Genomic DNA, 25759 nt, shown 5'->3' with positions numbered 1-25759 from the left:
TGAGCTACATCACGTCGGTGAAAATTTCGGCGTGCACCGCCGTGATTTGTGGTTCCGCGAAAGCGATCGCGCCTTCGGCGCGCTGGTACGGCACGATCACCTCAACCGCGCTGCCGTTGGCCGCTTCGATATGGAAGCAGAGTGCCGCCGCATCATCGCTGCGGGCGCGCCCGTCGAACACGAGGCCGGCGGCGATCAGGCCATTCTCTTCCTCATCCTTACGGAAGCCCGCAATGAGGCCGGAGATGTGATCTGACGGCGCGGACTTCTCGATCGGCAGATCGACATTGGTATGGATTTGCTCGCCAGTCTTGCGAATGCCGGCGCCGAACGGCGCGAATGAGCCGCCCGCCTTCAGCGCATTATGCGCTGTATCGAACAAATATTCGTACGTATCCTGCAGGTGGCGCTGCAGCATCGCTCAATCCTTCGCCGGCGCGTTCGCGCGCATCGTCTGGGCCCGATCTTCGACCAAGCCAACGATATGGTCGATCATCTCGACATTGTCGACCTTATGGTCCGGCTTGCCGGCGACATAGACCATGCCGGCGCCCTTGCCGCCGCCGGTGAAGCCGAGATCGGTCATCAGCGCCTCGCCCGGCCCGTTCACGACGCAGCCGATGATCGAGAGCGTGATCGGCTCGGCGATATGCGCCAGACGCGCCTCAAGTTCGTCCACCGTCTTGATGACGTTGAAGCCCTGACGCGCGCACGAAGGGCACGCGATGATGGTGACGCCGCGCTGGCGCAGGCCCATGGATTTGAGCAGGTCGTGGCCGACCTTGATCTCTTCCACCGGATCAGCGGCGAGCGAGACGCGGATCGTGTCGCCGATGCCGGCCCAGAGCAGTGAGCCCATAGCGACAGAAGACTTCACCGTCCCGCTGCGCAATGCGCCCGCTTCAGTGACGCCGAGATGCAGCGGCGCATCCGTGGCCTCGGCCAGCGCTTGATACGCGGCGACGGTGAGAAACACGTCCGACGCTTTCACGCTGATTTTGTACTCGCGGAAGTCGTGCTCTTCGAGCAGAGCGGCGTGATAAAGCGCGCTTTCGACCATCGCCTCCGGGCACGGCTCGCCGTACTTTTCCAAGAGGTGTTGTTCGAGTGAGCCGGCGTTCACGCCGATGCGGATCGAACAGCCGTGATCTTTCGCGGCTTGCACGACGTCCTTCACGCGCTGGGCGTTGCCGATATTGCCGGGATTGATACGCAAGCACGCAGCGCCAGCAGCAGCCGCTTCGATGCCCCGGCGATAGTGGAAGTGGATATCCGCGACCAACGGCACTTTGGCTTCGCGTGCGATCTTGGCGAACGCGGCGGTGGAATCTTCATCGGGGCACGAGACGCGGACGATGTCGGCGCCGGCTTCTTCAAGTTGGCGTATCTGATCGATCGTCGCCGCCGCATCCGAGGTCAGCGTGTTCGTCATCGACTGGACCGCGATCGGGGCGTCGCCGCCGATCTCAACGCTACCCACGCGGATTTTGCGCGAGCGGCGGCGCTCGATCCGCCGCCAGGGGCGGATGTGGTGCAGGTCGCCGGCTGCGCCGTCCATGAGAGCTGATCCTTTCCAGCCGGAGATAGCGCGCCCGGGGGCGCTCTAACAGTCCCGCCGGCTGCGGCTTTAGCTGCGCGGGGTGGCCAATTGCGCCTGCGCCAACGGCTGAATTTCATCGATCGAGCGGCCGAGCACCGGCATGCCGGCGGTTCCCAGCAGGCCGGCCGACGCGCCGTTTACGTAGAGCTCGAAGGCGCCGCCGTCGCGGGCGTGGAGCGTCCAGCCTGGGCTTGCATCAGGACGATACACGTCGCCTGGCTGCAGGGTTCGGGAAAGGAACACGGTTCCGTCCGGGCCGCGCGCTTCCAGCCAAGCCTCGGATACCGCACGAATTTCAACCACGCGGGCGGTTATCGCGCCCGTAGAGGCTGGCGTGGCGGCGACGCTCGGTGCGCCAACGGTCGGCGCTTCCGCCGCCTGGTCTGCGCCGCCCTGCTCCAGAGCGCGCCAACCGACGAAGAGCGCGGCGACGACGACGAGGCCTGCAGCAGCCATCCAGGGGCGTTCGCGGCGCGGTTTCGATGTCGGGTTGCGGACCTGCTTTTGGGCGTCCTCGCGCGTCAGCGCGGATTCGTCCTGGAATTGGTCAATAATGGCCTTTTCGTCGATGCCGAGTTCGCGCGCATAGGAGCGCAAGAACGCCAGCGCATAGGCTTTGCCCGGCAGCAATTTGACGTTCATGTCCTCGAGCGCCTCGAGGAATTCACGACGAATGCGGATGCGGTCGGCGACCTCGTCCAGCGACCAGCCACGTTGACGGCGCGCTTCCGAAAGCTTGCGGCCTGCGCGCCAAGCCGGATCGAGCTGCGGCGGCGGCCCGACTGGCGTCTGGCGCTGCGCACGGCCTTCGACCGTTTCGGTCGCGGATTGCGGATCGGTGGGCGTTGGCTGGAGCATTATGTCGACGGCCCCTCCTCGGAGACCACACGTCGTAGAAGGCAAATTTTGAGCCAGTGTTAAAGCTAATCGCGAATCGTACACGGCTCAACGGCGTTAAGCGCCAGATCACAGCGCCCAGGCGTGCGCCGCTGCAATAGATGTGAGTTCAGCACGCACCGACGGCACGTCAGAGTGCAACAAGGGCGACACCGCCTCCGCTGCTTCGCGCGCGTTAAGCGAAAGCACCAAGCGCTTCACAGGACCGACGCCGGACGCGGGCATCGACAAACGCCGATAGCCCAACGCGGTAAACGCCAAAGCTTCGAGCGGGCGGCCCGCGGCTTCGCCGCAGATCGAGATTTGCAGATTGGCCGCGTCGGCGTCTTCGCGGATTTGCTTGAGCAAACGCAGCGCGGGCGGGCTCAAGATGTCGTAGCGATCCGAAACGCGCGCATTGCCGCGATCGGCGGCGAAAAAATACTGCATAAGATCGTTGGTGCCGATCGACAGGAAGTCTGCGCGGCCTTTGAGCGCGGGTATGCTCCAGGCCAGAGCCGGCGCTTCCACCATCACGCCGACTTCGATCTGCGCTGGCAGCTCGCGGCCATGCTTGCGCGCCCATTCGAGTTCGCGATCGACCAAGGCGCGCGCCGCGTCGAATTCGGCGATCAGTGTGACGAGTGGAAACATGACCCGAAGACGACGGCCGGCGGCGGCGCTGATCAGGGCGCGGAGCTGGTAGCGCAGCAAAGCTGGCCGATCGAGGCCGATGCGGACGGCGCGCCAGCCGAGGGCCGGGTTCTCTTCGCGCTCGGCGGTGACGTATGGCAACACCTTGTCGCCGCCGAGATCGAGCGTGCGAAAAGTGACGGGGCGCTGGTCGGCGGTTTCGAGCACGTCGCGGTAGAGCAAAGTCTGGCTCTCAAGCCGCGGCAGCGTCTCGGAGACCATGAATTGAAATTCGGTCCGGAAAAGACCGATGCCTTCGGCGCCGACTTCGTCGAGATGGTGCACGTCGAGGGCGAGACCGGCGTTGAGCAGCAGCGTGATTTGCGCGCCGTCCTGCGTGATGGCGGGCGTATCTTTGATGCGGGCGAATTCGGCGGCGCGGGCGGTGCGGAACTGAATGCGCTCTTGGTAGGCCGAGACCACCGCCTCTTCGGGGCGCAGGCGCACCTCGCCGCGCTCACCGTCGAGGATGATGGCGTCGCCAGCTTCCACGCGTGAGAGTAACCCCGGCAGCAGGCCAACCATCGGAATACCAAGCGCGCGCGCCACGATAGCGGCGTGGGCGGTTGCGCCGCCCTCCTCCAGCGCCAAGCCCTTTAAACGCTCAGCGCCATAATCCAGCAATTCGGCGGGGCCCAGTTCGCGGGCCACCAACACGGCGTCGGCGGGCATTTCCTGCTTGGGCGCGCCATCGACCCCCGCGAGCGCGCGGAGCAGCCGGTTATCGAGGTCTTCGAGGTCGTGCAGGCGCTCGCGCAGGTAGGGATCGCGGGTTTTGTTGAACTTGGCGCGGTGTTCGCCCCGGATACGTTCAACCGCCGCATCCGCCGAGAGGCCAGCGCGGACGCCGTGCTTCAGCTTGGTCTCCCAGCTCGGATCGTTGGCGAGCATGAGAAACATTTCCAGCACTTCGCGGGACACGCCCGAGATCCGGCCTGGATCGCCGTCGAGCATTTCCTGCAGCGTGGTGCGGACTTGGATGAGCGCTGCATCGAGGCGCTGCTCTTCTTTGACGGGATCGTCGGCGATCACACGGCCGAGTGGTGCGTGTGGCTCGTGCAGGACAACGGTGCCAATCGCCAAACCATCGGAGAATGCACGGCCGTTGAGCAATTCCGGACGGCTGGCGCGCGCTTCGACGTCGGCGAGCCCGGAGAGATCGCCGAAGGCGCCAGAGGCGACCATTTCCGCGAGCACCATGGCGATGGTTTGCAACGCCTCGACTTCGTCTTCGCCGTAAATGCGCGAGGCGCGGTTTTGCACGACGAGCACACCGAACGTGCGCTCGGAGCGGACGATCGGCACACCGAGGAAGGCGTTGTAGGGGTCTTCGCCGGTTTCGGGGCGATACGAGAAGCGCTCGTGATGCGGTGCGTCAGCGATGTTGAGCGGTTGCGCGGTTTCAGCCACCAAGCCGACCAGACCTTCGCCGTGCTTCAGTCGGGTGCGGTGCACAGCTTCTGGCTTCAGACCTTCCGTGGCGAAGAGTTCGTGGACCGCGCCGCGTGTCAGGTAGATCGAGCACACGTCCGCTACCATGGTCGATGCAATCATCGCCACGAGGCGGTCGAGGCGTTCTTGCGCCACACCGCCGGTCTCCATGATCTCCCGCAGCTTGCGCAGCAGGATCCGGGACCCGCCGACATTTGCCGGACCAACCATCGCGATCCGCGCTTCCTCCGCTTTTCATGGTCGCCGCTTACGCAGCGTCCAGACCATAGGCCGTGTGCAGCGCCCTGACTGCAAGTTCCGTATACGCAGCGTCAATCAGCACGGAGATTTTGATCTCCGAAGTGGCGATCGCCTCGATATTGATGCCCTTTTGCGCAAGCGCGGCGAACATGGTTTTCGCCACCCCCACCTGAGAGCGCATGCCGATGCCTATAACGGAGACTTTGGCCACATCGCGACGAATATGGATTTCGTCCACGCCAATCTTGCCTTTAATGGCTTCGATTGTTTCGGCTGCGCGAGCAGCTTCACGTTCCGGGCACGTGAACAGGATGTTCTGACGGCCTTCCTGGCGCGCTTCACTTTGGACGATCATATCGACATTGATGTTGGCGTTCGCGAGCGCGTCGAAAATCTCGGCGGCGACGCCAGGGTGGTCTTCCACGCCCAGCAACGTGACCTTCGCTTCATCGCGCGAATAGGCGACACCGGAAACAACCTGCTTTTCCACGATCTCTTCCTCGGGGCAAACCAACGTGCCGGGGTTCGGTTCGCCCGGCTCAACAAAACTCGACAGCACACGCACCGGCACACGATGCGCGAAGGCCAATTCAACGGAGCGCGTCTGCAGCACCTTGGCGCCAAGCGAGGCCATCTCCAGCATTTCTTCGTAGGAGATTTTCTCCAAGCGCTGCGCCTTTGGCACGATGCGCGGATCGGTCGTGTAGACGCCGTCGACGTCTGTGTAGATGTCGCAGCGCTCCGCCTTCAGTGCCGCCGCCACCGCCACAGCTGACGTATCCGACCCCCCACGGCCAAGTGTGGTGATGCGGCGATCGTCCGTGACGCCCTGGAAGCCTGGGATCACCGCGACGACACCCGCATCCATCGATGCGCCCAGTTCGCTTTCTTCGATTTCAAAGATGCGCGCTTTGGAGTGCGCGTCGTCGGTGCGGAATGGAATTTGCCAATTCTGCCACGAGCGCGCGGGGATGCCGATGCGGCGTAGTGCGAGTGCGAGCAAGCCGGTCGTCACCTGCTCGCCGGTCGAGACTATGACGTCATACTCGTCGTTGAAGTCTTTCGCCGGCAGACCGCCGCCGTTTGGCGTCTCGCCAGCGGATGCGCGCGCCAGGCCGACCAGACGGTCAGTCTCGCCCGACATCGCCGAGACAACGACGGCCAGCCCACGTCCCGGTTTTCGTTCGGCGGCGACAATACGCGCAACACGCGCGATGCGCTCCACGTCGCCTACGGACGTGCCGCCAAACTTCATCACCAAACGAGACATACGAGCTTTGCCGGTTCGAAAATTAAAGCCTGTGCGAGTCGGCCGGCGGCCGTTCGCGGCCGGGCATTAGCATGCTCCGCTGCGACGCGATACCGCTTGACCGCCGCAGGCGCGGGGCCGATTTCAAGCGCATGGCTTCGACAACGCTAGACCCAGCGGAAATCGCGAAATTCGGCGCTTTAGCTGCCGAGTGGTGGAATCCGAAGGGGCCGTTCGGGGCGCTACATCGGCTCAATCCGGTGCGGCTTCAATTCATCCGCGATACCGTCACGCGGCATTTCGGGACGAAGGGCGTTAGACCCCTCACCGGCCTTTCCGTGCTCGATCTTGGCTGTGGCGGCGGCCTGGTTTCGGCGCCGCTCGCGCGCATGGGCGGCGCGGTGACTGGCGTGGACGCGGCGCCCGAGGCAATCGGTGCGGCGCGGGCTTACGCCGAGGGCGCTTCACTTGACATCGATTTTCAGAACACGAGCGCGGAAGCCTTGGTCGAGGCGGGCGCCCAATTCGATCTGGTGACGGCGCTGGAGATCGTTGAACACGTCGCGGACGTGCATCTGTTTCTCGCTGCCGCCGAAGCGCTTGTGAAGCCGGGCGGGCTGCTGATCCTGTCCACGATCAATCGCACGCCGAAAGCGCGCGCGCTCGCGATCGTCGGCGCCGAGCGCATTCTGCAATGGGCGCCGGAAGGCGCGCATGAATACGATAAGTTGGTCAAGCCCGATGAAATTCGCGCGGGCGCTGCGTGCATTCGCTGGAATGAGCCCGTCGGCATAACCTATCAGCCGCTCGGCGCGGGGTGGGCGCTGTCCAGCGACACCGACGTCAATTACATGATGGCCGGCGCGAAGCCCTGATGTGAAGAGCCCCGGACTTGCGGTCCGGGGCTTTGTCGTTTCAGCGATTGGCCGTTGGCCGGTAGCGATCACGAAGACGCGTTTGGCGTGACACAAGCGGTTGCTCCACGCCTTCGATAAACACGGCGGTGGGCGCCGAGGTCACTTGCAGCGGATCACCGTCCCAGATCACGACGTCGGCGAGAAAATTGCGTTCCAAGCGGCCAAGCTGACCACCCACACCAAAGATCTCAGCCGGCGTGCGCGAGATTGCGGCAAACGCCGCATCCCACGGCAAGCCATGAGCGACGGCGTTGCCGGCCAATTGCAGCGCAAGCCGTGCTTGGTGTGCATCCACCGAACCCGGCGCAGGCGCGATCGCAACGGTGACGCCGGCAGCGTTAAGCAACGCCGCGTTATCTAGACGCGCCGAGAGACGCTCGAAGCTCGACGGGAGATTCACCAGCGGATCGACGATCACCGGGATGCGTGCGGCCGCGAGCTCGTCGGCGACTTGCCAAGCTTCCGCGCCGCCATGAATGACGAAGCGAAGGCTTGGATTGGCGCGCTGATAGCGAATGATGCGGCGAATGTCGGCCGCACTCTCGACGTGGACGAGGAACATGCCCTGCCCGCGTGCGAACGGCTGCAACGCTTGGGCATCGATTTCGTTCAGCACCGCGCCGCCCTGGCCGCTGCGATAGCGGGTCGGGTATTCGCGGGCGTCACGCAGCGCGGCTTCAAACGCCGGCCACATCGCAGCACGCGAGCCGCCAACGCGGGCAGCGCCCGTTTCACCGAGTTCGACGATCATGAACGCGTTCGCGCGCATGACGCTGTCCGGTTGGCCGTCGAGCGAGACGAGCGCGCCGCGACCGCCGAACATGCTGTTCGTGGACGACGGCGCGATCGCGGCGCGGGTGACGCCTTCGATGCGTGTGACGGCGACGGCGGTGACCGTGGGATTGAAGGCGGCGGCGGAATCCATTGCGGCGGCGACGAGGTCGCCATCCACGTCTGCGTCATTGGGCGCGCCGGAGCCGGAAATTTCCGACAGGCCGAGCTCGCTCATGGCCGCGAACGCGCCGGGCGTAACGAACGCGCCTCGCGCTTCAACAACGCGCGCGCCGCGCGGCGCGGCGATATTGGCGCCGACGGCGCTGATGCGGCCATCGACGATCAGAACGTCGCCGTTTTCGATGATGCCGGCGGCGCCATTGGTGACGACGCGCCCGTCATTGATGAGCACGGTCTCAGCGGCAGCCGGTGTTGCGACGGCCAGCGCCATCAAGAGTGCGGACAACAATTTCATTGCGCGCGCTCCGTGTAGGCTTGGCCAAGTTCGAAGTCGGAGGGCGGATCAATTTCAGCGCCCCGCTCATAGATCAACGCGCCGTCCATATAGACGCGCTCAGCCACGGCGTAACTGGAGAGCGGATCGGCCGACCACACAACGACGTCGGCACGACGGCCGGCGGCGAGCGTGCCAGTTTCGTCTTCAATGCCGAGCGCGCGCGCTGGATTGCGCGAGAGCCAGGTCCAGGCTTCGGCGCGGGTGATGTCGAGACCGGCGCGGTTGCCGTCCGCCATCGCCTTCGCGGCTTCTTGGTTCAGGCGTTGGATGCCGACTTCGCTATCCGAGTGCACGATGGCGCAGGCGCCGGCTTCGTGCACGAACGGGATGTTCTCGCGAATGCCGTCATAGGCTTCGATCTTGAATCCCCACCAATCGGCCCACATCGCCGAGCAGATGCCCTCTTCGCGGAGCATGTCGGCGATCTTGTAGGATTCCACGGCATGGTGGAACGCGGCGATCTCGAAGCCAAACTCGTGCGAAATCTCGATGGCGTTGGCCATTTCGTCGGCGCGGTAGCAATGCCATTGCAGGCGAATGTCTCCATTCAACACGCCCGCCAAGGTTTCCAGTTCAAGATCGCGATCTGGTGGCTCGCCGTCGCCATTGTCCGCAGCCTCCAAGCGGCGCGCATAACGCTGCGCGTTGGCCCACGCTTGGCGATAGCCGGCGACGTTGCCCATGCCCGTGGCGGGTGAAGAATTGCGGCCGCCATAGACGCGAGATGGGTTCTCGCCACAGGCCATCTTCAAGGTTTGCGGCGCATCTGGGAACTTCATCTCTTGCACCGTGACCGCGTCGAGCACGGGACGTAGCGTGACGCCGCGACCACCGAACAGGTTGGCCGAGCCCGGCAGAATGTGCAGCGTGGTGATGCCGCCAGCAACGGCGCGCAGGAATCCTGGATCTTGCGGCCACACCGAATGTTCGACCCAGACTTCAGCCGTATTGGGTTGGGTGGCCTCGTTGCCATCGGATGTTGCGTTGATGCTCGGCGACGGATAGGCGCCCAAGTGCGAGTGCGCGTCGATGATCCCGGGCGTCACGAAGCGACCAGCGCCGTCGATGATCGCAGCCCCCTCGGGCGCCGCGAGATTGTTCCCGACGGCGGAAATGCGCCCGTCTTGCATCAGCACATCCGCGTTCGCGAGTTCAGCGCCTTCGCCGTCAAATACCGTCGCGCCCCGGATTAAGGTCGGCACAGAGGCCGCTGGTTGATAGGTCGATGCAAACGCTGCCCGGCGCGTTGTATCAGTGGTGTCTGTGCTTGGTGTCGTCGCGCAGGCCGCAAGCCCAAGGCCCGCCGCCAACGCGATGATCGGATGTGCTCGCAACCGCATTCGCTCCCCCGAAAAGTCAGGCGCTCATGTGAAGCGGTTCGCGCCGGCCAGACAAGGCCATGCACGCCTTTCGGGAGAATTCTGCGACGAATTACGCGGGCTTAGATCACCCGCTCCACACCTTTGGCCGCTTTAAGCGCCGCCCGCGCTGCAGCATTGGCCGGCACCAAGGTCTTGGTCTCGACATCCACCTCGCGCCCATCTTGCAGGCGCAAGATGAGCCGCAGCGCACGCGCTTCGCCCGCATTGGCCTTCGGCAGTGCTGAAATGGTCTGTGCGAGCAATTCGATCGGCGCGCCTTCTTTCATGATGATGCGCAGATCTTCGTTCGTACGCGCTTCGGCGGCTTCGACGGGCTCGAAGGAATCCGCGGAGAGCTTCAGATCGCCGTCGCGCCAGCGCACACGGCCGCGGAAGACGAAGGCTTTGCCCACTTCGAGCACGTCACGCAGCGTCGCTGTGTGCTCGGGCATCACGATCGGTTCGAAATCACCGGTGGGATCGGACATCGAGACGAATGCGAGCGTACCGCCCGACATCGCTGGGCGATATTGAACACGGCGTACGACGCCTGCCATCGGATAGGTGCGCGGCTCGGTCTCGCCTTCTTCGACGAGGTCCGCATAGGTGAAATAGCGTTCGCCAACGTCGGTGAAGAATTCCGAGAGTGGATGGCCCGAGAGATAGAAACCCACACTCTCGCGCTCGGCGTCCAGCCGATCCTGCGCGGACCAAGCCGGCGCTTTCGGGAAAGTCGGTCGTGCGCTCGGCTCTTCGGCGCCGAACAAGCTTGTCTGCGCACTGGCGCGCTCCTCGGCGACGCGTTGCGCGTGCGCGGAGATCACTTCGCAGGCGGCGTGCGCACGCGCGCGATCTGGTTCGATGGAATCGAACGCGCCGGACTTGGCCAAGTTTTCCAATTGGCGCTTGTTAATCGATTTCGGATCAATGCGCTCGGCGAAATCATAGAGCGCCTTGAACGGGCCGCCTTTGTTCCGCTCCGCCACAACGGTTTCCATCGCCGTGACGCCGACATTGCGAATCGCCCCGATGGCATAGCGCACCGCGACATTCCCATCTTCCATCGCTTCGACGCTGAAATCCGGATGCGACTTGTTGAGGTCCGGCGGCAGGACGGTGACGCCAACACGGCGCGCGTCTTGGTGGAAGCTCGCGAGCTTTTCGGAGTTTGAAATATCGAGACTCATCGAGGCGGCGAGGAAGTCGACCGGATAATGCGCCTTCAAATAAGCGGTCTGATACGCGACCACGGCGTAGGCGGCGGCGTGGGATTTGTTGAAGCCGTAGCCGGCGAATTCTTCAACGAGATCGAAGATGTGCGAGGCAAGGTTCTCGCCGACGCCCTTCTCCTTGGCGCCGTCGATGAAGCGCGTCTTTTGCTTGGCCATTTCGGCCGGCTGCTTCTTACCCATGGCGCGGCGCAGCAAATCGGCTTCGCCGAGGCTGTAGCCTGACAGCACCTGAGCGATCTGCATGACCTGTTCTTGATAGACGATGACGCCATAGGTCTCTTCCAGGATCGGCTTCAATGTTTCGTGCAGATAGTCCGGCTTCTCGCGGCCATGCTTCACATTGGCGAAGCGGTCGATGTTTTTCATCGGACCCGGGCGATAGAGCGAAATGAGCGCGATGACGTCTTCAAGGCACGTCGGCTTCACCTTGCGGAGCGTGTCGCGCATGCCCTGACCTTCAAGCTGGAAGACACCGAAGGTCAGACCCGATTGGAGCAGCTTGTAAGTGGCTTCGTCGTCATAACCGGGATCATCCAGATTCACATCGATGCCACGCGCACGCAGGAATTTGACGGCGCGGTCGATAACGTCGAGCGTTTTTAGACCAAGGAAGTCGAACTTCACCAAGCCCGCCTGCTCAACCCATTTCATGTTGAATTGGGTGGCCGGCAGATTGCCGCGCGGATCACGATAAAGCGCCACGAGTTCGATCAGGGGTCGATCGCCGATGACGACGCCGGCGGCGTGGGTCGAAGCGTTGCGGTAAAGACCTTCAAGCTGAAGCGACGTATCGATCAGCTGGCGAACGTCGGCTTCGTTGGCGCGCGCTTCTTTCAGCTTGGGCTCGATCTCCATCGCTTCGGCGAGCGTCACCGGGTTTGCCGGGTTTGCTGGCACGAGCTTGGCGAGCTTGTCGACCTGGCCAAACGGCAATTGCATGACCCGACCGACGTCGCGCAACACGGCGCGCGCTTGCAGCGTGCCGAACGTGATAATCTGGGCGACGCGATCTTCGCCGTATTTGTTCTTCACGTAATCGATGACCTCGCCGCGCCGCTCTTGGCAGAAGTCGATATCGAAGTCCGGCATCGAAACCCGTTCTGGGTTAAGGAAGCGCTCGAACAGCAAGCCCCACCGGAGTGGATCGAGATCGGTGATGGTCAGCGCCCAGGCGACCAGCGAGCCAGCGCCCGAACCACGGCCTGGGCCGACGGGAATGTCATTCGCCTTTGCCCATTTGATGAAGTCGGCAACGATCAGGAAGTAGCCGGGAAACTGCATGTGCGTGATGACGCCCAGCTCGAAGTCCAGCCGCTTCCAATATTCTTCTTCTGGCGCTGCGAGCTTGTCGCCGAGCGCTTTCAGACGCGCTTTGAGACCCGCCTCTGCTTGCGCCTTCAATTCCGCCGGCTCATCGCGGCCGGCTTTGGAGTCGAAGCGCGGCAAGATCGGTTTGCGCTTCTCGACGCGATATGCGCAGCGGCGTGCGATCTCGGTCGTGTTGTCGATCGCCTCGGGCAGATCGGCGAACAGTGCGCGCATTTCGTCGGCGCTTTTGAAATAATGCTGTTGGGAAACCCGCGGGCGATCCTCTTCGCCCAGATAGGACGACGCCGCGATGCACATCAGCGCGTCGTGGGCGCCGTGATCGCTGCGCTTTTCGAAGCGAATGTCGTTGGCCGCGACGAGAGGCAGGCCGAGCTTGTAGGCAAGATCGATCAGCGCGCCTTCGGTCTCGGCTTCGGCGCGCTCCTGGTGACGGTGGAGTTCAACATAGAGCCGATCGCCAAACGCGCCGCCGAGTTGCTTTAGTGCGGATTCGACGACATCGTTCTTGTGCTCGAGCAGAAGCGGCGTGAACGCGCCCTCACCACCGCCCGTGAGCGCGACCAGGCCCTCTGCTTCCTGCAACACGCGCTCAAATGCGACATGCGGCACGTCGTGCTCATCGAGGAACGCGGCGCTCGAAAGGCGCATAAGATTGGCGTAGCCGGTCGCATTTTGGGCGAAGAGCGTGAGCGATCCATCGATGCCGACATCACTCTTCACCGATAGCGAAAGACCAACGATCGGCTGCACGCCGGCGTCCGCCGCCGCTTCGGAAAATTCGAGCGCGCCGAAAAGATTGTTGGAATCCGTTAGCCCAAGCGCCGGCATGTCGTGCTTGGCGGCGAGCTTCACCAACGACTTCGCCTGCACCGCGCTCTGCAGCAGCGAGTAAGCCGAACGGGCGCGTAAATGGATAAAGGGCTGGGCCATCTGATTCTCTCAGGCCCTAAGATAGGCGCTTCCAGCGCTTGCCCTAAGCCTCAGCTGCGGCGCACCAGCTTGCCGTGATCCACCGCAATGACCCGATCCATGTATTTCGCGAGTTCGAGGTTGTGCGTGGCGATGAGAGCCGCCGCACCCTTTTTACGGACGAGGTCCGAAAGCGCCGCGAAAACAAAGGTCGAGGTATCCGGATCGAGGTTCCCAGTCGGCTCGTCGGCCAGGATCAGCACCGGATTGTTGACCATAGCGCGCGCGATAGCGACGCGCTGCTGCTCGCCGCCGGAAAGTTGGGCGGGCTGATGGTGGATGCGCTTGGCGAGGCCCATGACGCCGAGCAAACGCTCGGCTTCGTCGAGCGCCTCACGCTTCGGGCGGCCTGCGATCAGAGCCGGCAGCGCCACGTTATAGAGCGCGTCAAACTCCGGCAGCAGATGGTGGAATTGATAGACGAAGCCAATCTTGTTGCGGCGGATATAGGCGCGGCCTTCGTCGCCCATCGCCCAACCGGATTCACCGCCGATCGTGACGTCACCCGCGCTCGGCTTTTCGAGCATGCCGGCCGCGTGCAGCAGCGATGACTTGCCCGAGCCCGACGGGCCGATGAGACCAACGATTTCGCCCGGCGCAATGTCGAGATCGACATTGTCGAGCACGATCAATTCGGTGTCGCCCGATTGATAGCGGCGCGTGAGTCCTTTGAGGCTCAACACCGGCGCTTTGGCGGAGGATTGGCTTTGCACTTGCACGTCATTCATAGCGCAGCGCCTCCACCGGATCGAACCGCGACGCCCACCACGAGGTGATGAGTGTCGACGCAAAAGTCACGCCGATCGTGAACACGGAGATGAAGGCCACCTCGCCCCATTCGACGCGTGCCGGCAATGTTTCGAGCGAATAGACGGTGCCGGGGAAGAGATCGAACCCTGTGAGCGATTGGATCGTGTTCTGGATGAACTCGATGTTCATGCAGAAACCGATCCCGAGCAGCAGGCCGAGCGAGAGCCCGAGAACGCCAAGACTCGCGCTTGCCATAAAGAACACGCGCATGATGGCGCCGCGTGTGGCGCCGATCGTCCGCAGGATCGCAATATCACGGCCCTTGTTCTTCACGAGCATAATGAGACCCGTAATGACGTTGAGCGCGGCAATCGCGACAAGGATCATCAGGATGAGCCGCATCACATTGCGCTCAACCACCAGGGCGTCCGACAGCCCTTGGCTCTTCGCGCGCCAATCGTAGATGAAGGCGTCCGGCCCCAGGCGCGCGCGCAGATCCATCATAACTTGCAATGTGCGATCCGGATCTTGGACGCGAATTTCCAGCTCGTCCGCGCCATCGCCTTTGCCAAACATCACCTGCGCTTGTTCGAGCGGCATATAGATCAGCGCTGAATCAAATTCGGCCATGCCGACGCTGAAAACCCCGCCAACCAGGAAGGCCTTGCGGCGTGGTGTGAGGCCAAAGGGCGTGGCGGAGCCTTGCGGCGAGATCAAAGTAATCGCCATGTTCTCGGTGACGCCAAGCGCCGCGGCCAGGCGATCGCCGACGAGGATCGAAGGCGCTTCGACGCCCTGAAAATTCTCTAGCCCACCGCCAGGACGGATCGAATCCATCACGATCGGCAGCTGCGCTAGTTCTTCGCGCGGGATGCCGCGCACGATGACGCCGGAGGCTAGCCCCTCCGATGTCGCCAACGCCTGCGCATTGATGATTGGCGTCACGTGGGTAACTTCAGCGGATTCGCGCACGAGAGCCGAGAGGCGATCGATCTCCGAGCCTGGCATGTTGCGCACGTCAATATAGACGTGGCCGTTCACGCCGAGGATGCGCGAGAGCAGCGTTTCCCGGAAACCGTTCATCACCGACATAGTCACGATCAGCGCAAACACGGCGAGCGTGATGGCCACGACCGAGATAACAGAGATCAGCGCCACCCCGCCATGCTGACGCTTGGCGCGCAAATAGCGGCCGGCGAGCATGCGCTCGAACAAGCCGAACGGTTGGGAATTTCCGCTCATCAATATGCCCGCGCGATCAAAATCTCTTCCACGGCCTGTTCGCCGCTAAACATACATGTGCCGAACGAGGATGGTTGCGACGCTGGCGCGTTGCGAATGGTCAGCTTCAGCGCTTTCAGGCGTTCCCCGACCTTTTCCAGCGCATCCCCGGTCGGACGCGCCCAATGCACGCGCGCCCAGCCCTTGAACTCTCCCTCTTTGTCCTCGGTTCCATAATAGGCTTCGAGGTCGGCGAAGGTTTTAAAGTCAGCGCGGATATTGTTGTCCATCCGGGCCTTGGCTTCAGCGTAGAGCTCGGCTTGGGTCTCTTCCAGCAGCTTTGCGGCTTGGGCCACGAAGTCCACGCGGCTGACCGAGTGCGACTTGATCTTGTCGCCTTGGCGCAGCGCGTTGCGCTTGATGAAGGTGACTTGACCGTTAGCGGCGTCGCGCGGGCCGATTTCGCAGATCAACGGCGCGCCACGGCGCACCCAATCCCAGCGTTTGTCGGCGGGCTTGGCGTCTTTGATGTCGACATAGGCGCGCACGGGCCAACCGAAGGCGCTGAGCTTGTTCAACTCGGCGACGAGTGAGGCGCAATACTCCTTCAGCTCAGAATCTTCCGGTTTGCCGCGCAGCATCGGCACAATCACGATCTGGCGCGGCGCTGCAGCCGGCGGCGTACGCAGGCCGTCGTCATCGCCGTGCGTCATGATCACGCCGCCAATCATGCGCGTGGACATGCCCCAGGACGTGGTGTGCGCGAGTGTCTGCCCACCTTCCTTGTCCTGATAACGAATGTTCTGCGCTTCAGCGAAGTGCGTGCCGAGATAGTGCGAGGTGCCGGCTTGCAGCGCCTTGCCATCCTGCATCATCGCTTCGATCGAATAGGTGCGCACGGCGCCGGGGAAGCGCTCATTCTCCGGCTTTTCGCCGTGGATCACCGGCATCGCCAGATAATCTTCCGAGAAGCTGCGATAGAGTTCGAGCGCCCACATCGTCTCGACCATCGCGTCGGCTTCATCGACGTGAACCGTGTGGCCTTCCTGCCAAAGGAATTCCGCCGTGCGTAGGAACATGCGCGTGCGCATCTCCCAGCGCATCACGTTGGCCCATTGGTTCAGCTTCAGCGGCAGGTCGCGATAAGATTTTACCCAGCGACTGAACGCGTCACCAATGATTGTCTCCGATGTTGGGCGAATGATCAACGGCTCGGTAAGCTCCGCGCCGGGATCAGGCTTCAACACGCCGTCGATTTGCTTCAGGCGATGGTGGGTGACGACAGCCATCTCCTTGGCAAAACCATCGACGTGTTCGGCTTCCTTGGCGAAGAATGAGAGCGGGATCAGGAGTGGGAAATAATAATTGTCGTGGCCCGCGTCCTTGATGCGGCGATCAAGTTCGCCCTGGATGCGCTCCCACAGGCCCATGCCCCACGGCTTGATGATCATCGAGCCGCGCGTCGGCGAGAGCTCCGCCAGATCGGCGTCGCGCACGACGGTTTGATACCACTCAGGAAAGTCTTGGGCGCGCGTGACGCGGAGCGCATGCATGGAGTGCTAGTTCCTCAAATATGAGGCGCTTGGATAGACTGGCCGACGCCCGCCCGCAACGCAGCCTAGCCCGGACGCATGCCAAATAGATCGACCGAAACGCCCCAATACACGAGCAGCCACAAAACCGCCGCGATCCCGGCCGCCCAGAGCGCCTTCTTGCGCACATTGTGCACCTTCGGCGCGCCGACCTCGGAGCCAGGCTCCACCGTCTCGCCCGCCTCATGCGGGCTCTGCGCGCCCACTGGCAGCATCACGAAAAACGAGAGCCACCAGAGGATGACGTAGATCGCGACGCCGAGCAGCGGGCTCATCAGTGCGCGCCCTTCGGTGTTTCCATCAGCTCGATGAGGACGCCGTTGGAATTCTTCGGATGCACGAAAATGATCGGCGTACCGTGGGCGCCGATGCGCGGTTCGTTCAGCACGGTGGCGCCGCGCCTCACCATCTCATCGCGGGCGGCGTAGATATCGACGACTTCGAAGCAGACGTGATGCTGGCCGCCGCTTGGGTTCTTTTCGAGGAATTTGCGGATCGGCGAGTTTTCGCCGAGCGGCTCGATCAATTCGATCTGGGAATTGGCGACGTTGACGAAGGCGAACTTCACGCCTTGCGCGGCGAGTTCGCGCGTCTCGGTGATGTCGTTCTCCGGCACGCCATAGAGCGTGCGGTAGGTTTGCTTGGCTTCCTCGATGGAAGGCACCGCGACGCCAACATGATTGAGCCGCCCGATCATGGCCTACTCCCTTTGTTCAATTCCCGGCCAGCTTAGATGCGCAGCACCGTGACGTCGACCAGGGGCCGCTTGCGCCATAAGCGCTCAGCCGCCTTACGCACGGCGCGCATCAGATTGGCCTCCACGGTCTCGTCGTCACCGCGCTCCGAGCTATTGAGCTTGGTGAAGGCCGCCTTCGCGGTGCGTTCCAGCTCGTCCAGCGCAATATCCATATCCTCTTCGTCGTCCATCGAGAGGCCGCGGACGTTGACAGTGGGGCCTGCGAGGATGGCGTTCTTGCCGCTAACGGCAAGTGAGACGTTGACCGCCCCCTCAGCGCCCAGGCGCTTGCGATCCTTCAATGCATCGTCATCGGACCCGACAATGACGTTGCCATCAACATAGAGACGCCCCCACGGCACTTCATCGATCAGCGCCACTGGGCCAGGGGCGAGGCGGATCAAATCACCGTTGTTCGGCGCGATCTGCTCGGGCACCTGCATTTCCTGCGCGAGCTTCACGTGCTCGCGGATGTGACGCTTCTCGCCATGGACGGGCACCGCAATCTTCGGCCGCGCCCATTGGTACATTTGGCGCAATTCATCGCGCGCCGGGTGGCCGGAGACGTGAACAAAATGATCGTCCGCCGTAATGAGTTCGACGCCCCTTTCCAGAAACGCGTTCTGCATGTCGTGGATCGCCGCCTCGTTGCCGGGGATCACACGCGACGAGAAGATCACGGTGTCGCCCTCGCGCAGAGACACGTGGCGATGCTCGCCGCGCGCAATGCGTGAGAGCGCTGCGCGCGGTTCGCCCTGGCTGCCGGTGCACAGATAGAGCACGTGCTCGGGATCGAGCGCACCTGCCTCCTCCTCATCGATCGTCTGCGGGACGTCTTGCAGGAGGCCCACATTTTTCGCGGCGGCGAAGATGCGATGCATGGAGCGGCCAACAAGGCACGGCGTACGCCCTGTGGCTTTAGCGGCTATCAACGCCGTCTCCACGCGCGCGACGTTAGAAGCAAAAGCCGTCACCGCAACGCGGCCTTTGAGGCCCGCAATGACCTCGGTGAGCTTTTCACGTACTTCGGCTTCGGATCCGGCTGTGCCCTCCACCATGACGTTCGTGCTGTCGCATACCATCGCGAGCACGCCCTCTTCGGCCATCTCGCGCAGTTTCGCTTCGTCGGTGGTTTCGCCGATCAGCGGATCGGGATCGATCTTCCAATCGCCCGTATGCCAAACCAGCCCAAGTGGCGTGCGGATCGCCAAGCCATTCGGCTCCGGGATCGAGTGCGTCAAAGTGACGAAGTCGATCTCGAACGGCCCAAGCTTCAGATGGCCTTTGAGCGGAATTTCGGTGAGCGGCACTTTCTCGAGCAGATTGTGCTCCTTGAGCTTTTCGCGCACGAGCGCCGCCGTGAACGGCGTTGCATAAACGGGCGCTTTGAAACGCGGCCAAAGCCAACCGATGGCGCCGATATGATCCTCGTGCGCGTGGGTCAGCACGATGCCGATAATGTTGTCGCGCTCTTCTTCGAGGTAGGTCGGGTCCGGCAGAATGATGTCGACCCCCGGCGTCGCATCTTCGCGACCGAAGGTGACGCCGAGATCGACGATGATCCATTTGCGCGCGTCCGGCGGGCCGAAGCCGTACGCGTTGAGATTCATGCCAATCTCACCAGAGCCGCCAAGCGGCAGAAACACCAATTCGTCGTCGGGCTGCGCCTTCATCAAAACGTGCCGCCATTCCTTTTGTAAATTTCCAGCAGGCCGCGCGACGTCACATCTTGATCGAAGTGATCGATGTACGGGAACGAGCCTTCGAAGATCGACGCCACACCGCCGGTGGCGATCGTCTTCATCGGCTCACCGTACTCCGCGCGGATGCGCCGGCACAGCCCTTCGATCATGTCGATGGAACCCCAATAGATGCCCGATTGCATGGCGCTGACCGTGTCCTTGCCGATGACGCGGCCCGGATCGCGAATTTCAACACGCGGCAGCCGCGCCGCCGCTTCGTGCAACGCCTGCAGCGATAGATTGATCCCCGGCAAGATGATGCCGCCTTCAAAGGCGCCATCCTTGGCCACGATGTCGAACGTTGTGGCCGTGCCGCTGTCGATCACGATGCACGGCCCGCCATATTCGACGTACGCACCAACGGCGTTCACCAGCCGGTCAGCGCCGGCTTCGCTGGGCTTATCGATCCGCACCTCAATGCCAAGCGCCACGCCCGGTTCACCGATCACGAGCGGCTCGGCCTCGATGTAGCGACGCGAAAGATTGCGCAGATTGAACAGCGCTTGCGGCACGACCGTCGAGACGATGCAGGCGTGCATGTCGCTGAAGCTTAAGCCCGCGAGCGCCATGCTTTGGGAGAGCCAGGGCGCGTATTCGTCCGCGGTGCGGCGTGAGTCTGTAGAGGCGCGCCATTGTGCGCGCCATTCCTTGCCGTCATGGACGGCGAATTTCGTGTTGGTGTTGCCGACGTCAATCGCCAGAAGCATGGTTCAGCCCGCACTCTTGGGCAGTAACACATCGCCGGCGGCGATGAGCTTTCGGCCCGTCTCGGTGTCTAGTTCGAGTTCACCGCGCGCCGAGATACCAGCGATACGGCCTTCAATGCTATTTTCGCCCTGAACGATACGCGCTTCGCGGCCCAGGCCGTGCGCGCGTTGCAGCCACGCTTGGCGCAGCGGCTCAAAACCATCGCGTTGTGCGCGGGTGGACCAGGCCTCCAAGCGCGGGCGAAGTTGGGCGAGGAATTCGAGCGGCTCAGGCGCTGGCGCGTCAGGCGGAAGAATTGCGCGCAGGCTGATCGTGTCTTGGTCAAGATTTTCGGGCGCAGCGGCGAGGTTCACCCCGAAAGCCAGCGCCACCCACGCGCCGCCGCCCGGCAGCGAGCCGCTATCGAGCAATATGCCCGAGGCTTTAGCGCCATCGACGAACACATCGTTCGGCCATTTCAGCGTGGCGCTGCCCGCGCCGATAATGCTGTCGATGGTCTCCGCGATGGCGACGCCGGTGGCGAAGCCAAGCAGCGCGATCTCTGCTGGCGGTCGATCGGTGGTGAAGAGATAGGTTGCGAGCAGATTGCCGTCGAGCGAGGCCCAAGGCCGACCGCGACGGCCGCGGCCTGCGGTTTGACGTTTCGCAATGAGCCAACTAGGTCCGAGTTCGCCACGTTCGGCGCGCCGACGCGCCTCCAGAATAGTGGAGTCGATCTCGTCGAAGACTTCGACCGGCGCTTGGCCGTCGATCATCAGACCTGCTTTCTCAGTTCCACATCCGCACGGCTGTTTCGGCCCAACGCTGCAGCGCGCCAAGCGCCAACACCAGGACGGGGAAGCTCAGCACCGCAGCCACCGTCGCCGTGAGCGCCACGGCGCCGCTGGCCTTCTGCAACGCCGGCGCGGGCGCGGCAAACCACACTGACGCAAGGATACGCAGGTAATACGCCGCCGAGATCACGGCCGCGATCGCGCCGACGATGGCGAGCCACACGAGGCCCGCGTCCACCGCCGCCGAGAACACCAGAAACTTGCCGATGAAACCCGAGAAAGGTGGAATGCCGGCGAGCGAGAAGAGCAACAACGTGAACAGCCCCGCCATCCAGGCGCGCTTTTGCGCAAGGCCGGCGAGATCGCCGATCGTTTCGGCCGGTTCGCCATTGCGCTGCATCGAAATGATGAGCGCGAAGATGCCGATGTTCGCCGGCAGATAGAGCGCCAAATAAATCAGCGCCGAGGCTGGCCCCTGCTCTGGCCCAGCCGCGAGCCCCATGAGCGCGAAGCCCATGTTGGTGATCGACGAATACGCCATTAGGCGCTTCAGATTGGTTTGCAACAGCGCGCCGAAGGCGCCCCAAACCATCGAGATCGCGGCGAGCGCCATCACGACCTGCTGCCATTGCGCGATCATGCCGCCGAACGGCTCGTACAGAACACGCGCCATCAGCGCGACGGCGGCGACCTTTGGGGCTGCGGCGAAGAACGCCGTCACCGGAGTCGGCGCGCCTTCGTACACATCCGGCGTCCACATATGGAATGGCGCCGCAGACATCTTGAAGCCGAGCGCGCAGAGCATGAGCACCAGGCCGAAGACGAGACCGATGCCGCCAGCGCCTTCATTCACAGCGGCGGCGATCTGGTCGAAGCGGATCGAACCGGTGAAACCGTAGACGAATGACGAGCCGAACAGCAGGAGACCGGACGAGATCGCGCTCAGCACGAAATATTTGAGGCCGGCTTCCGAAGAGCGCGCGTCGTCACGACGCCACGCCGCCAGCACGTAGGCAGCCAAGCTTTGCAGCTCAACGCCAACGTAGAGGCTGATCAGATCTTGCGCCGAGACCATGACGAACATGCCGAGTACGGCCAGCGCCATGAGCACGGGATATTCGAAGCGCCTATCGCCCACGCGCGAGAAATGATCGGCGCCAACGAGTAGAGCCGCAGCAGCCGAGAACCCGATCAGCACTTTAGCGAAGACGGCGACGCCATCGACAACCATGGCGCCCTGGAAGATCGTCGCCGGCGCGCTTGGGTTTTGCATCCAGGCGATCGCGCCAGCAGCGGCGAGCACGCCCACGCCCAGAAGCGACAGCAGGCCAAACACCTTCTGCCCGCCCCATGCGCCAATTACGGCGCCGAGCAGCGCGAACGCCACCAAGAGCAATTCCGGCCGTGCGTACGGCAGCGAATGAAGGAGATCGTTCAGCGGGGTCATGGAGCGGCTCCCGCGAAAGCGGAGACAATCGTTTCAGCCGAAGCCTTGGTGAAATCGAGCACGAGGCTCGGCGCAAAGCCCATCACCAGCGTGGCGATGATCAGCGGCACGAACAAAATCCATTCGCGTGCGTCGATGTCGGTGATGCTGTCGAGCTTCGGGTTCTCGATATTGCCAAGCGCGACCTTGCGATAGAGCGTGAGCGCGTACGCGGCCGATAGAATGACGCCGAGGGCCGCAATCGCGGCGAACCAGGCGTTGGCCTGGAAGGCGCCCAGCATGGTGAGGATTTCACCCGGGAAGCCGCTCGTGCCCGGCAAGCCGACATTGCCCATCGTGAAGAGCAGGAAGATCGCCGCATAAACCGGCATGCGGTTCACGAGGCCGCCATAGAAGGCGATCTCACGCGTGTGCATACGGTCGTAAACGACGCCGACGCAGAGGAAGAGCGCGCCGGAAATGATGCCGTGTGAGAGCATCTGATAGATCGCACCCTGCACGCCCTGCATGTTGCCCGAGAAAATGCCGAGCGTAACGAAGCCCATGTGCGCCACAGACGAGTACGCGATCAGCTTCTTCATATCGAGCTGACGGAACGCGACGAGCGAGGCCCAAACGATCGCGATTACCGAGAGCGCGAACACGAAGTACTGGAAGTAGTGCGACGCGTCCGGGAACATCGGCAACGAGAAGCGCAGGAAGCCATAGCCGCCCATTTTCAGAAGGATCGCCGCCAGCACGACCGAGCCGGCCGTCGGCGCTTCGACGTGCGCGTCCGGCAGCCAGGTGTGGACCGGCCACATCGGCATCTTCACCGCGAAAGAGGCGAAGAAGGCAAGCCAGAGCCAGATCTGAATATCCGCACTGAAGCCGCCTTGCGCCGCGAACGCCGTCAGCGCCGGGATGTTCGACGGGTTTTCGATGCCGGCGTTGCGCGCCATCGCCATCATGGCGACGATCGCCACCAGCATCAGCAACGAGCCGAGCAAAGTGTAGAGGAAGAATTTGAACGCCGCATACACGCGGCGCTGCCCGCCCCACACGCCGATCAGGATGAACATCGGAATGAGGCCGCCTTCGAAGAATATGTAAAAGAGCACGATGTCCTGCGCGCAAAAGACGCCGATCATCAGCGTCTCGAGCACGAGGAAGAGCACCATGTAGCTCGCGACCTGCTTCTCGATGTGCCAGCTGGCGAGAATGCAGATCGGCATCAGGAACGTCGTCAGCAGCACCAGCGACATGGCGAGCGTATCGACGCCCATCGCGTAAGACATGCCGAACGCCCACGGCACATTTTCCGTGAGCTGGTAAGCGGGGTTGTTGGGGTCGAACACCGCAAACGCGAAAAGTGAGGCGATGAATGTCGCGAGCGTCACCACCAACGTGATGATGCGGACGCCCTGGTCGAAGCCGGGATTTTCGCCACGCAGCATGGCGCGCGCCGCGAGCACCCAAATGGCGCCCGCCGCCGGCAGGAAGGTGACGATGGAGAGCAGCGGCCAACCCGCGAGAAACTCGCTCATGGCGCGCCTCCGATGCCGGCGAAGATCGCATAGGCGCCAAACGCCACCGCCGCGATCAGCATGAGGAAGCTATAATGGTACACAAAGCCCGTCTGCAGACGCCGCAGATTGCGTGAGAAGAAGCGCGAGGTCGCAGCCACGCCATCGGGGCCGAGACCATCGATGGTTTTCTGGTCGCCCCACTTCCAGAAGATGTCGCCGATGGCGCGCGCGCCTTTGACGAAGATGAAGTCGTAGATCTCGTCGACGTACCACTTGTTGTAGAGGAACGCGTGCAGCGGGCCCTTGGCCATCGCCTTCGAAGCGCCGGGCTTCCAGAGATAGAAGATAATAGCGAGCAGGAAGCCCGTCACAGTCACGACCAGCGGCGCCCACAGCACCCAAGTCGGGAAATCGTGGTGGCCTTCGTGGAACGGGATGGCGTGGTCCCAGAATTCACCGGCGTGATGGCCGAGGAAGTAAGGATAGAACACGTAACCCGCGAGCACCGCGCCCGCCGCCAACACAAACAGCGGCACGAGCATCACCCACGGCGATTCATGCGCCGGCGCTGAACCGTCAGCCGGTTTGTGGTGATCGTCATGGCCGTGGTGGCCATGATCCTCATGCGCCACATGCGCGTGATCATCGTGCGCGGCGTGCTTGTGATGGTCGTGATGATGCGCGTGGGGATTGCCGCGATACTTGCCTTCGAAGGTCATGAAGGCGAGACGCCACGAATAGAAGCTGGTCATCAGCGCTGCGCTGATGCCGCACCAGAACGCGAATTGAGCGCCGATGCCGTGGCTGCCGTAAGCGGCTTCGATGATGGCGTCCTTCGAGTAGAAGCCGGCGAAGCCGCCGATGCCCGGAATGCCGAAGCCGATCAGCGCCAATGTGCCGATCGTCATCATCGCCCAGGTGATCATCATGGGCTTACGCACACCGCCCATGTAACGCATGTCCTGCTCGTGATGCAGGCCGTGGATGACCGAGCCCGCGCCGAGGAAGAGCAGCGCCTTGAAGAAGGCGTGCGTGAAGAGGTGAAACATCGCCGCGTTGTAGGCGCCGACACCCGCGGCAAAGAACATATAACCGAGCTGCGAACAGGTCGAATATGCGATCACGCGCTTGATGTCGTTTTGCGCCAGACCAACGGTCGCCGCGAACAGCGCCGTGACGGCGCCGATAATGGTGACGAAGCCCGACGTGAGCGGCGCCATTTCGAAGAGTTCACCGCAGCGCGCGACCATGAACACGCCGGCGGTGACCATCGTGGCGGCGTGGATGAGCGCGGAAACCGGCGTCGGACCTTCCATGGCGTCCGGCAGCCAGACGTGCAGGAAGAATTGCGCCGACTTGCCCATCGCGCCGATGAACAAAAGGAACGTCACCACTTCGATGGCGCGGAATTGCACCTCGCCGACGCCGAGCATCATGTCGGGTGCTGCGGCAGCCGCTTCGAACACGGCGTCGTACTGGATCGAGCCGTAGCAGAAGAACGCGGCCATGATGCCGAGCGCAAAGCCGAAATCGCCGACGCGGTTGGTCACGAACGCCTTGATCGAGGCGTCGTTGGCCGAGCGCTTCTGGAACCAGAAGCCGATCAGCAGATACGAGGCGACGCCCACCCCTTCCCAGCCGAAGAAGAGCTGCAGGAAGTCGTTCGCCGTCACGAGCGCGAGCATCGAGAAGGTGAAGAACGACAAGTAAGAGAAGAACCGCGCGCGGTGCGGGTCTTCGGCCATGTAGCCGATCGAATAGACGTGAACCAGGAACGAGACCGTATTCACGACCACGAGCATGATCGCCGAGAGCGTGTCGATACGCACGCTCCAGGTGGAGGTAAAGCCGGCAACGTCGATGAAGCGGAAGAGCTCGATCACGCGCGCTGTCTCATCGCCCCAGACGAAGCCGACGAAGATCGGCCACGAAAGCGCGAGCGAGACGCCGACCGAACCGGTGGTGATCGCCATAGCGACTTTGTCGCCGATATAGCGCTGCAAGAGACCGGCGAACGCGGCCGCGAACAGCGGGCCGAGGACGATCAGGACTTCGGGGGAGAATTGCACCGTC

Annotated in this window: 20 protein-coding genes; 1 reads left to right on the top strand and 19 read right to left on the bottom strand. The window is 62.8% G+C overall.

Translation table 11 applies throughout. The features are described from left to right. Positions 1–4: 4 nt before the first annotated feature. The 5 genes from EPJ54_RS02460 to EPJ54_RS02440 all read right to left on the bottom strand — a co-directional run bounded on the left by EPJ54_RS02460 (position 5) and on the right by EPJ54_RS02440 (position 6131). Positions 5–418, bottom strand: a complete 414-nt coding sequence (locus tag EPJ54_RS02460) for a hypothetical protein (protein WP_135210081.1) — start codon at positions 416–418, stop codon at positions 5–7. A gap of 3 nt (positions 419–421) precedes the next feature. Continuing rightward, complete coding sequence (gene ispG, locus EPJ54_RS02455; RefSeq protein ID WP_135210080.1) at positions 422–1558, bottom strand: flavodoxin-dependent (E)-4-hydroxy-3-methylbut-2-enyl-diphosphate synthase; 1137 nt, start codon at positions 1556–1558, stop codon at positions 422–424. Positions 1559–1627: 69 nt separating this feature from the next. Further along, positions 1628–2458, bottom strand: a complete 831-nt coding sequence (locus EPJ54_RS02450) for a helix-turn-helix domain-containing protein (protein WP_135210079.1) — start codon at positions 2456–2458, stop codon at positions 1628–1630. A 108-nt stretch (positions 2459–2566) separates the two neighbouring features. Further along, positions 2567–4831 (bottom strand): phosphoenolpyruvate--protein phosphotransferase, encoded by a 2265-nt coding sequence (ptsP, locus tag EPJ54_RS02445; RefSeq protein WP_135210078.1) that lies wholly within the window; start codon positions 4829–4831, stop codon positions 2567–2569. Between the two features lie 37 nt (positions 4832–4868). Beyond that, complete coding sequence (locus tag EPJ54_RS02440) at positions 4869–6131, bottom strand: aspartate kinase (protein WP_135210077.1); 1263 nt, start codon at positions 6129–6131, stop codon at positions 4869–4871. 131 nt (positions 6132–6262) lie between these two features. Between EPJ54_RS02440 and ubiG the strand changes: the two genes are divergently transcribed. Then, on the top strand, positions 6263–6985 hold the full coding sequence (ubiG, locus tag EPJ54_RS02435; RefSeq protein WP_135210076.1) for a bifunctional 2-polyprenyl-6-hydroxyphenol methylase/3-demethylubiquinol 3-O-methyltransferase UbiG: 723 nt from the start codon (positions 6263–6265) through the stop codon (positions 6983–6985). A gap of 40 nt (positions 6986–7025) precedes the next feature. Here the strand turns inward: ubiG and EPJ54_RS02430 are convergent, their stop codons facing one another. From EPJ54_RS02430 to nuoL, 14 genes are all read right to left on the bottom strand, one after another. After that, complete coding sequence (locus EPJ54_RS02430) at positions 7026–8276, bottom strand: amidohydrolase family protein (RefSeq protein WP_135210075.1); 1251 nt, start codon at positions 8274–8276, stop codon at positions 7026–7028. After that, on the bottom strand, positions 8273–9658 hold the full coding sequence (locus EPJ54_RS02425; RefSeq protein WP_135210074.1) for an amidohydrolase: 1386 nt from the start codon (positions 9656–9658) through the stop codon (positions 8273–8275). Before EPJ54_RS02425 ends, EPJ54_RS02430 begins: the two co-directional genes overlap by 4 nt. Positions 9659–9759: 101 nt before the next feature. Further along, positions 9760–13170: a DNA polymerase III subunit alpha gene (gene dnaE / locus EPJ54_RS02420; RefSeq protein WP_135210073.1), complete on the bottom strand. Its 3411-nt coding sequence runs from the start codon at positions 13168–13170 to the stop codon at positions 9760–9762. A gap of 50 nt (positions 13171–13220) precedes the next feature. Further along, the gene (locus EPJ54_RS02415) at positions 13221–13937 is read right to left on the bottom strand and encodes an ABC transporter ATP-binding protein (RefSeq protein WP_135210072.1); all 717 of its coding nucleotides are present in this window, start codon (positions 13935–13937) and stop codon (positions 13221–13223) included. Further along, complete coding sequence (locus EPJ54_RS02410; RefSeq protein WP_135210071.1) at positions 13930–15201, bottom strand: lipoprotein-releasing ABC transporter permease subunit; 1272 nt, start codon at positions 15199–15201, stop codon at positions 13930–13932. Before EPJ54_RS02410 ends, EPJ54_RS02415 begins: the two co-directional genes overlap by 8 nt. After that, positions 15201–16733 carry an aminoacyl--tRNA ligase-related protein gene (locus EPJ54_RS02405; RefSeq protein WP_135210070.1) on the bottom strand — a complete coding sequence of 511 codons (1533 nt, stop codon included), beginning with the start codon at positions 16731–16733 and terminating at the stop codon, positions 15201–15203. Before EPJ54_RS02405 ends, EPJ54_RS02410 begins: the two co-directional genes overlap by 1 nt. A 65-nt stretch (positions 16734–16798) precedes the next feature. Next, a complete protein-coding gene (locus tag EPJ54_RS02400; protein WP_135210069.1) occupies positions 16799–17047 on the bottom strand; it encodes a DUF1467 family protein in 249 nt (82 codons plus the stop codon). Beyond that, the gene (gene mce / locus EPJ54_RS02395) at positions 17047–17469 is read right to left on the bottom strand and encodes a methylmalonyl-CoA epimerase (protein ID WP_135210068.1); all 423 of its coding nucleotides are present in this window, start codon (positions 17467–17469) and stop codon (positions 17047–17049) included. Before mce ends, EPJ54_RS02400 begins: the two co-directional genes overlap by 1 nt. Before the next feature lie 32 nt (positions 17470–17501). Continuing rightward, positions 17502–19181 carry a ribonuclease J gene (locus EPJ54_RS02390; RefSeq protein ID WP_135210067.1) on the bottom strand — a complete coding sequence of 560 codons (1680 nt, stop codon included), beginning with the start codon at positions 19179–19181 and terminating at the stop codon, positions 17502–17504. Continuing rightward, a complete protein-coding gene (locus EPJ54_RS02385; protein ID WP_135210066.1) occupies positions 19181–19957 on the bottom strand; it encodes a type III pantothenate kinase in 777 nt (258 codons plus the stop codon). The genes EPJ54_RS02390 and EPJ54_RS02385 overlap by 1 nt, the downstream gene beginning before the upstream one ends. Positions 19958–19960: 3 nt before the next feature. Further along, positions 19961–20713, bottom strand: a complete 753-nt coding sequence (locus tag EPJ54_RS02380) for a biotin--[acetyl-CoA-carboxylase] ligase (protein ID WP_135210065.1) — start codon at positions 20711–20713, stop codon at positions 19961–19963. A 13-nt stretch (positions 20714–20726) separates the two neighbouring features. Next, positions 20727–22178 (bottom strand): NADH-quinone oxidoreductase subunit NuoN, encoded by a 1452-nt coding sequence (gene nuoN, locus EPJ54_RS02375; RefSeq protein ID WP_135210064.1) that lies wholly within the window; start codon positions 22176–22178, stop codon positions 20727–20729. Next, positions 22175–23704 (bottom strand): NADH-quinone oxidoreductase subunit M, encoded by a 1530-nt coding sequence (locus EPJ54_RS02370; protein WP_135210063.1) that lies wholly within the window; start codon positions 23702–23704, stop codon positions 22175–22177. Before EPJ54_RS02370 ends, nuoN begins: the two co-directional genes overlap by 4 nt. After that, positions 23701–25755 (bottom strand): NADH-quinone oxidoreductase subunit L, encoded by a 2055-nt coding sequence (gene nuoL / locus EPJ54_RS02365; RefSeq protein ID WP_167755537.1) that lies wholly within the window; start codon positions 25753–25755, stop codon positions 23701–23703. Before nuoL ends, EPJ54_RS02370 begins: the two co-directional genes overlap by 4 nt. Positions 25756–25759: the final 4 nt, after the last annotated feature.

This window comes from Vitreimonas flagellata (assembly GCF_004634425.1).
GTDB classification, from domain to species: domain Bacteria; phylum Pseudomonadota; class Alphaproteobacteria; order Caulobacterales; family Aquidulcibacteraceae; genus Vitreimonas; species Vitreimonas flagellata.
This window is presented reverse-complemented; position numbering and strand designations above follow the sequence as displayed.

What these genes read in the sequence shown, in the direction of transcription:
- EPJ54_RS02460 (WP_135210081.1), bottom strand. Translation starts at nt 418, where the DNA reads ATGCTGCAGCGCCACCTGCAGGATACGTACGAATATTTGTTCGATACA.
- ispG (WP_135210080.1), bottom strand. Translation starts at nt 1,558, where the DNA reads ATGGACGGCGCAGCCGGCGACCTGCACCACATCCGCCCCTGGCGGCGG.
- EPJ54_RS02450 (WP_135210079.1), bottom strand. Translation starts at nt 2,458, where the DNA reads ATGCTCCAGCCAACGCCCACCGATCCGCAATCCGCGACCGAAACGGTC.
- ptsP (WP_135210078.1), bottom strand. Translation starts at nt 4,831, where the DNA reads ATGGTTGGTCCGGCAAATGTCGGCGGGTCCCGGATCCTGCTGCGCAAG.
- EPJ54_RS02440 (WP_135210077.1), bottom strand. Translation starts at nt 6,131, where the DNA reads ATGTCTCGTTTGGTGATGAAGTTTGGCGGCACGTCCGTAGGCGACGTG.
- ubiG (WP_135210076.1), top strand. Translation starts at nt 6,263, where the DNA reads ATGGCTTCGACAACGCTAGACCCAGCGGAAATCGCGAAATTCGGCGCT.
- EPJ54_RS02430 (WP_135210075.1), bottom strand. Translation starts at nt 8,276, where the DNA reads ATGAAATTGTTGTCCGCACTCTTGATGGCGCTGGCCGTCGCAACACCG.
- EPJ54_RS02425 (WP_135210074.1), bottom strand. Translation starts at nt 9,658, where the DNA reads ATGCGGTTGCGAGCACATCCGATCATCGCGTTGGCGGCGGGCCTTGGG.
- dnaE (WP_135210073.1), bottom strand. Translation starts at nt 13,170, where the DNA reads ATGGCCCAGCCCTTTATCCATTTACGCGCCCGTTCGGCTTACTCGCTG.
- EPJ54_RS02415 (WP_135210072.1), bottom strand. Translation starts at nt 13,937, where the DNA reads ATGAATGACGTGCAAGTGCAAAGCCAATCCTCCGCCAAAGCGCCGGTG.
- EPJ54_RS02410 (WP_135210071.1), bottom strand. Translation starts at nt 15,201, where the DNA reads ATGAGCGGAAATTCCCAACCGTTCGGCTTGTTCGAGCGCATGCTCGCC.
- EPJ54_RS02405 (WP_135210070.1), bottom strand. Translation starts at nt 16,733, where the DNA reads ATGCATGCGCTCCGCGTCACGCGCGCCCAAGACTTTCCTGAGTGGTAT.
- EPJ54_RS02400 (WP_135210069.1), bottom strand. Translation starts at nt 17,047, where the DNA reads ATGAGCCCGCTGCTCGGCGTCGCGATCTACGTCATCCTCTGGTGGCTC.
- mce (WP_135210068.1), bottom strand. Translation starts at nt 17,469, where the DNA reads ATGATCGGGCGGCTCAATCATGTTGGCGTCGCGGTGCCTTCCATCGAG.
- EPJ54_RS02390 (WP_135210067.1), bottom strand. Translation starts at nt 19,181, where the DNA reads ATGAAGGCGCAGCCCGACGACGAATTGGTGTTTCTGCCGCTTGGCGGC.
- EPJ54_RS02385 (WP_135210066.1), bottom strand. Translation starts at nt 19,957, where the DNA reads ATGCTTCTGGCGATTGACGTCGGCAACACCAACACGAAATTCGCCGTC.
- EPJ54_RS02380 (WP_135210065.1), bottom strand. Translation starts at nt 20,713, where the DNA reads ATGATCGACGGCCAAGCGCCGGTCGAAGTCTTCGACGAGATCGACTCC.
- nuoN (WP_135210064.1), bottom strand. Translation starts at nt 22,178, where the DNA reads ATGACCCCGCTGAACGATCTCCTTCATTCGCTGCCGTACGCACGGCCG.
- EPJ54_RS02370 (WP_135210063.1), bottom strand. Translation starts at nt 23,704, where the DNA reads ATGAGCGAGTTTCTCGCGGGTTGGCCGCTGCTCTCCATCGTCACCTTC.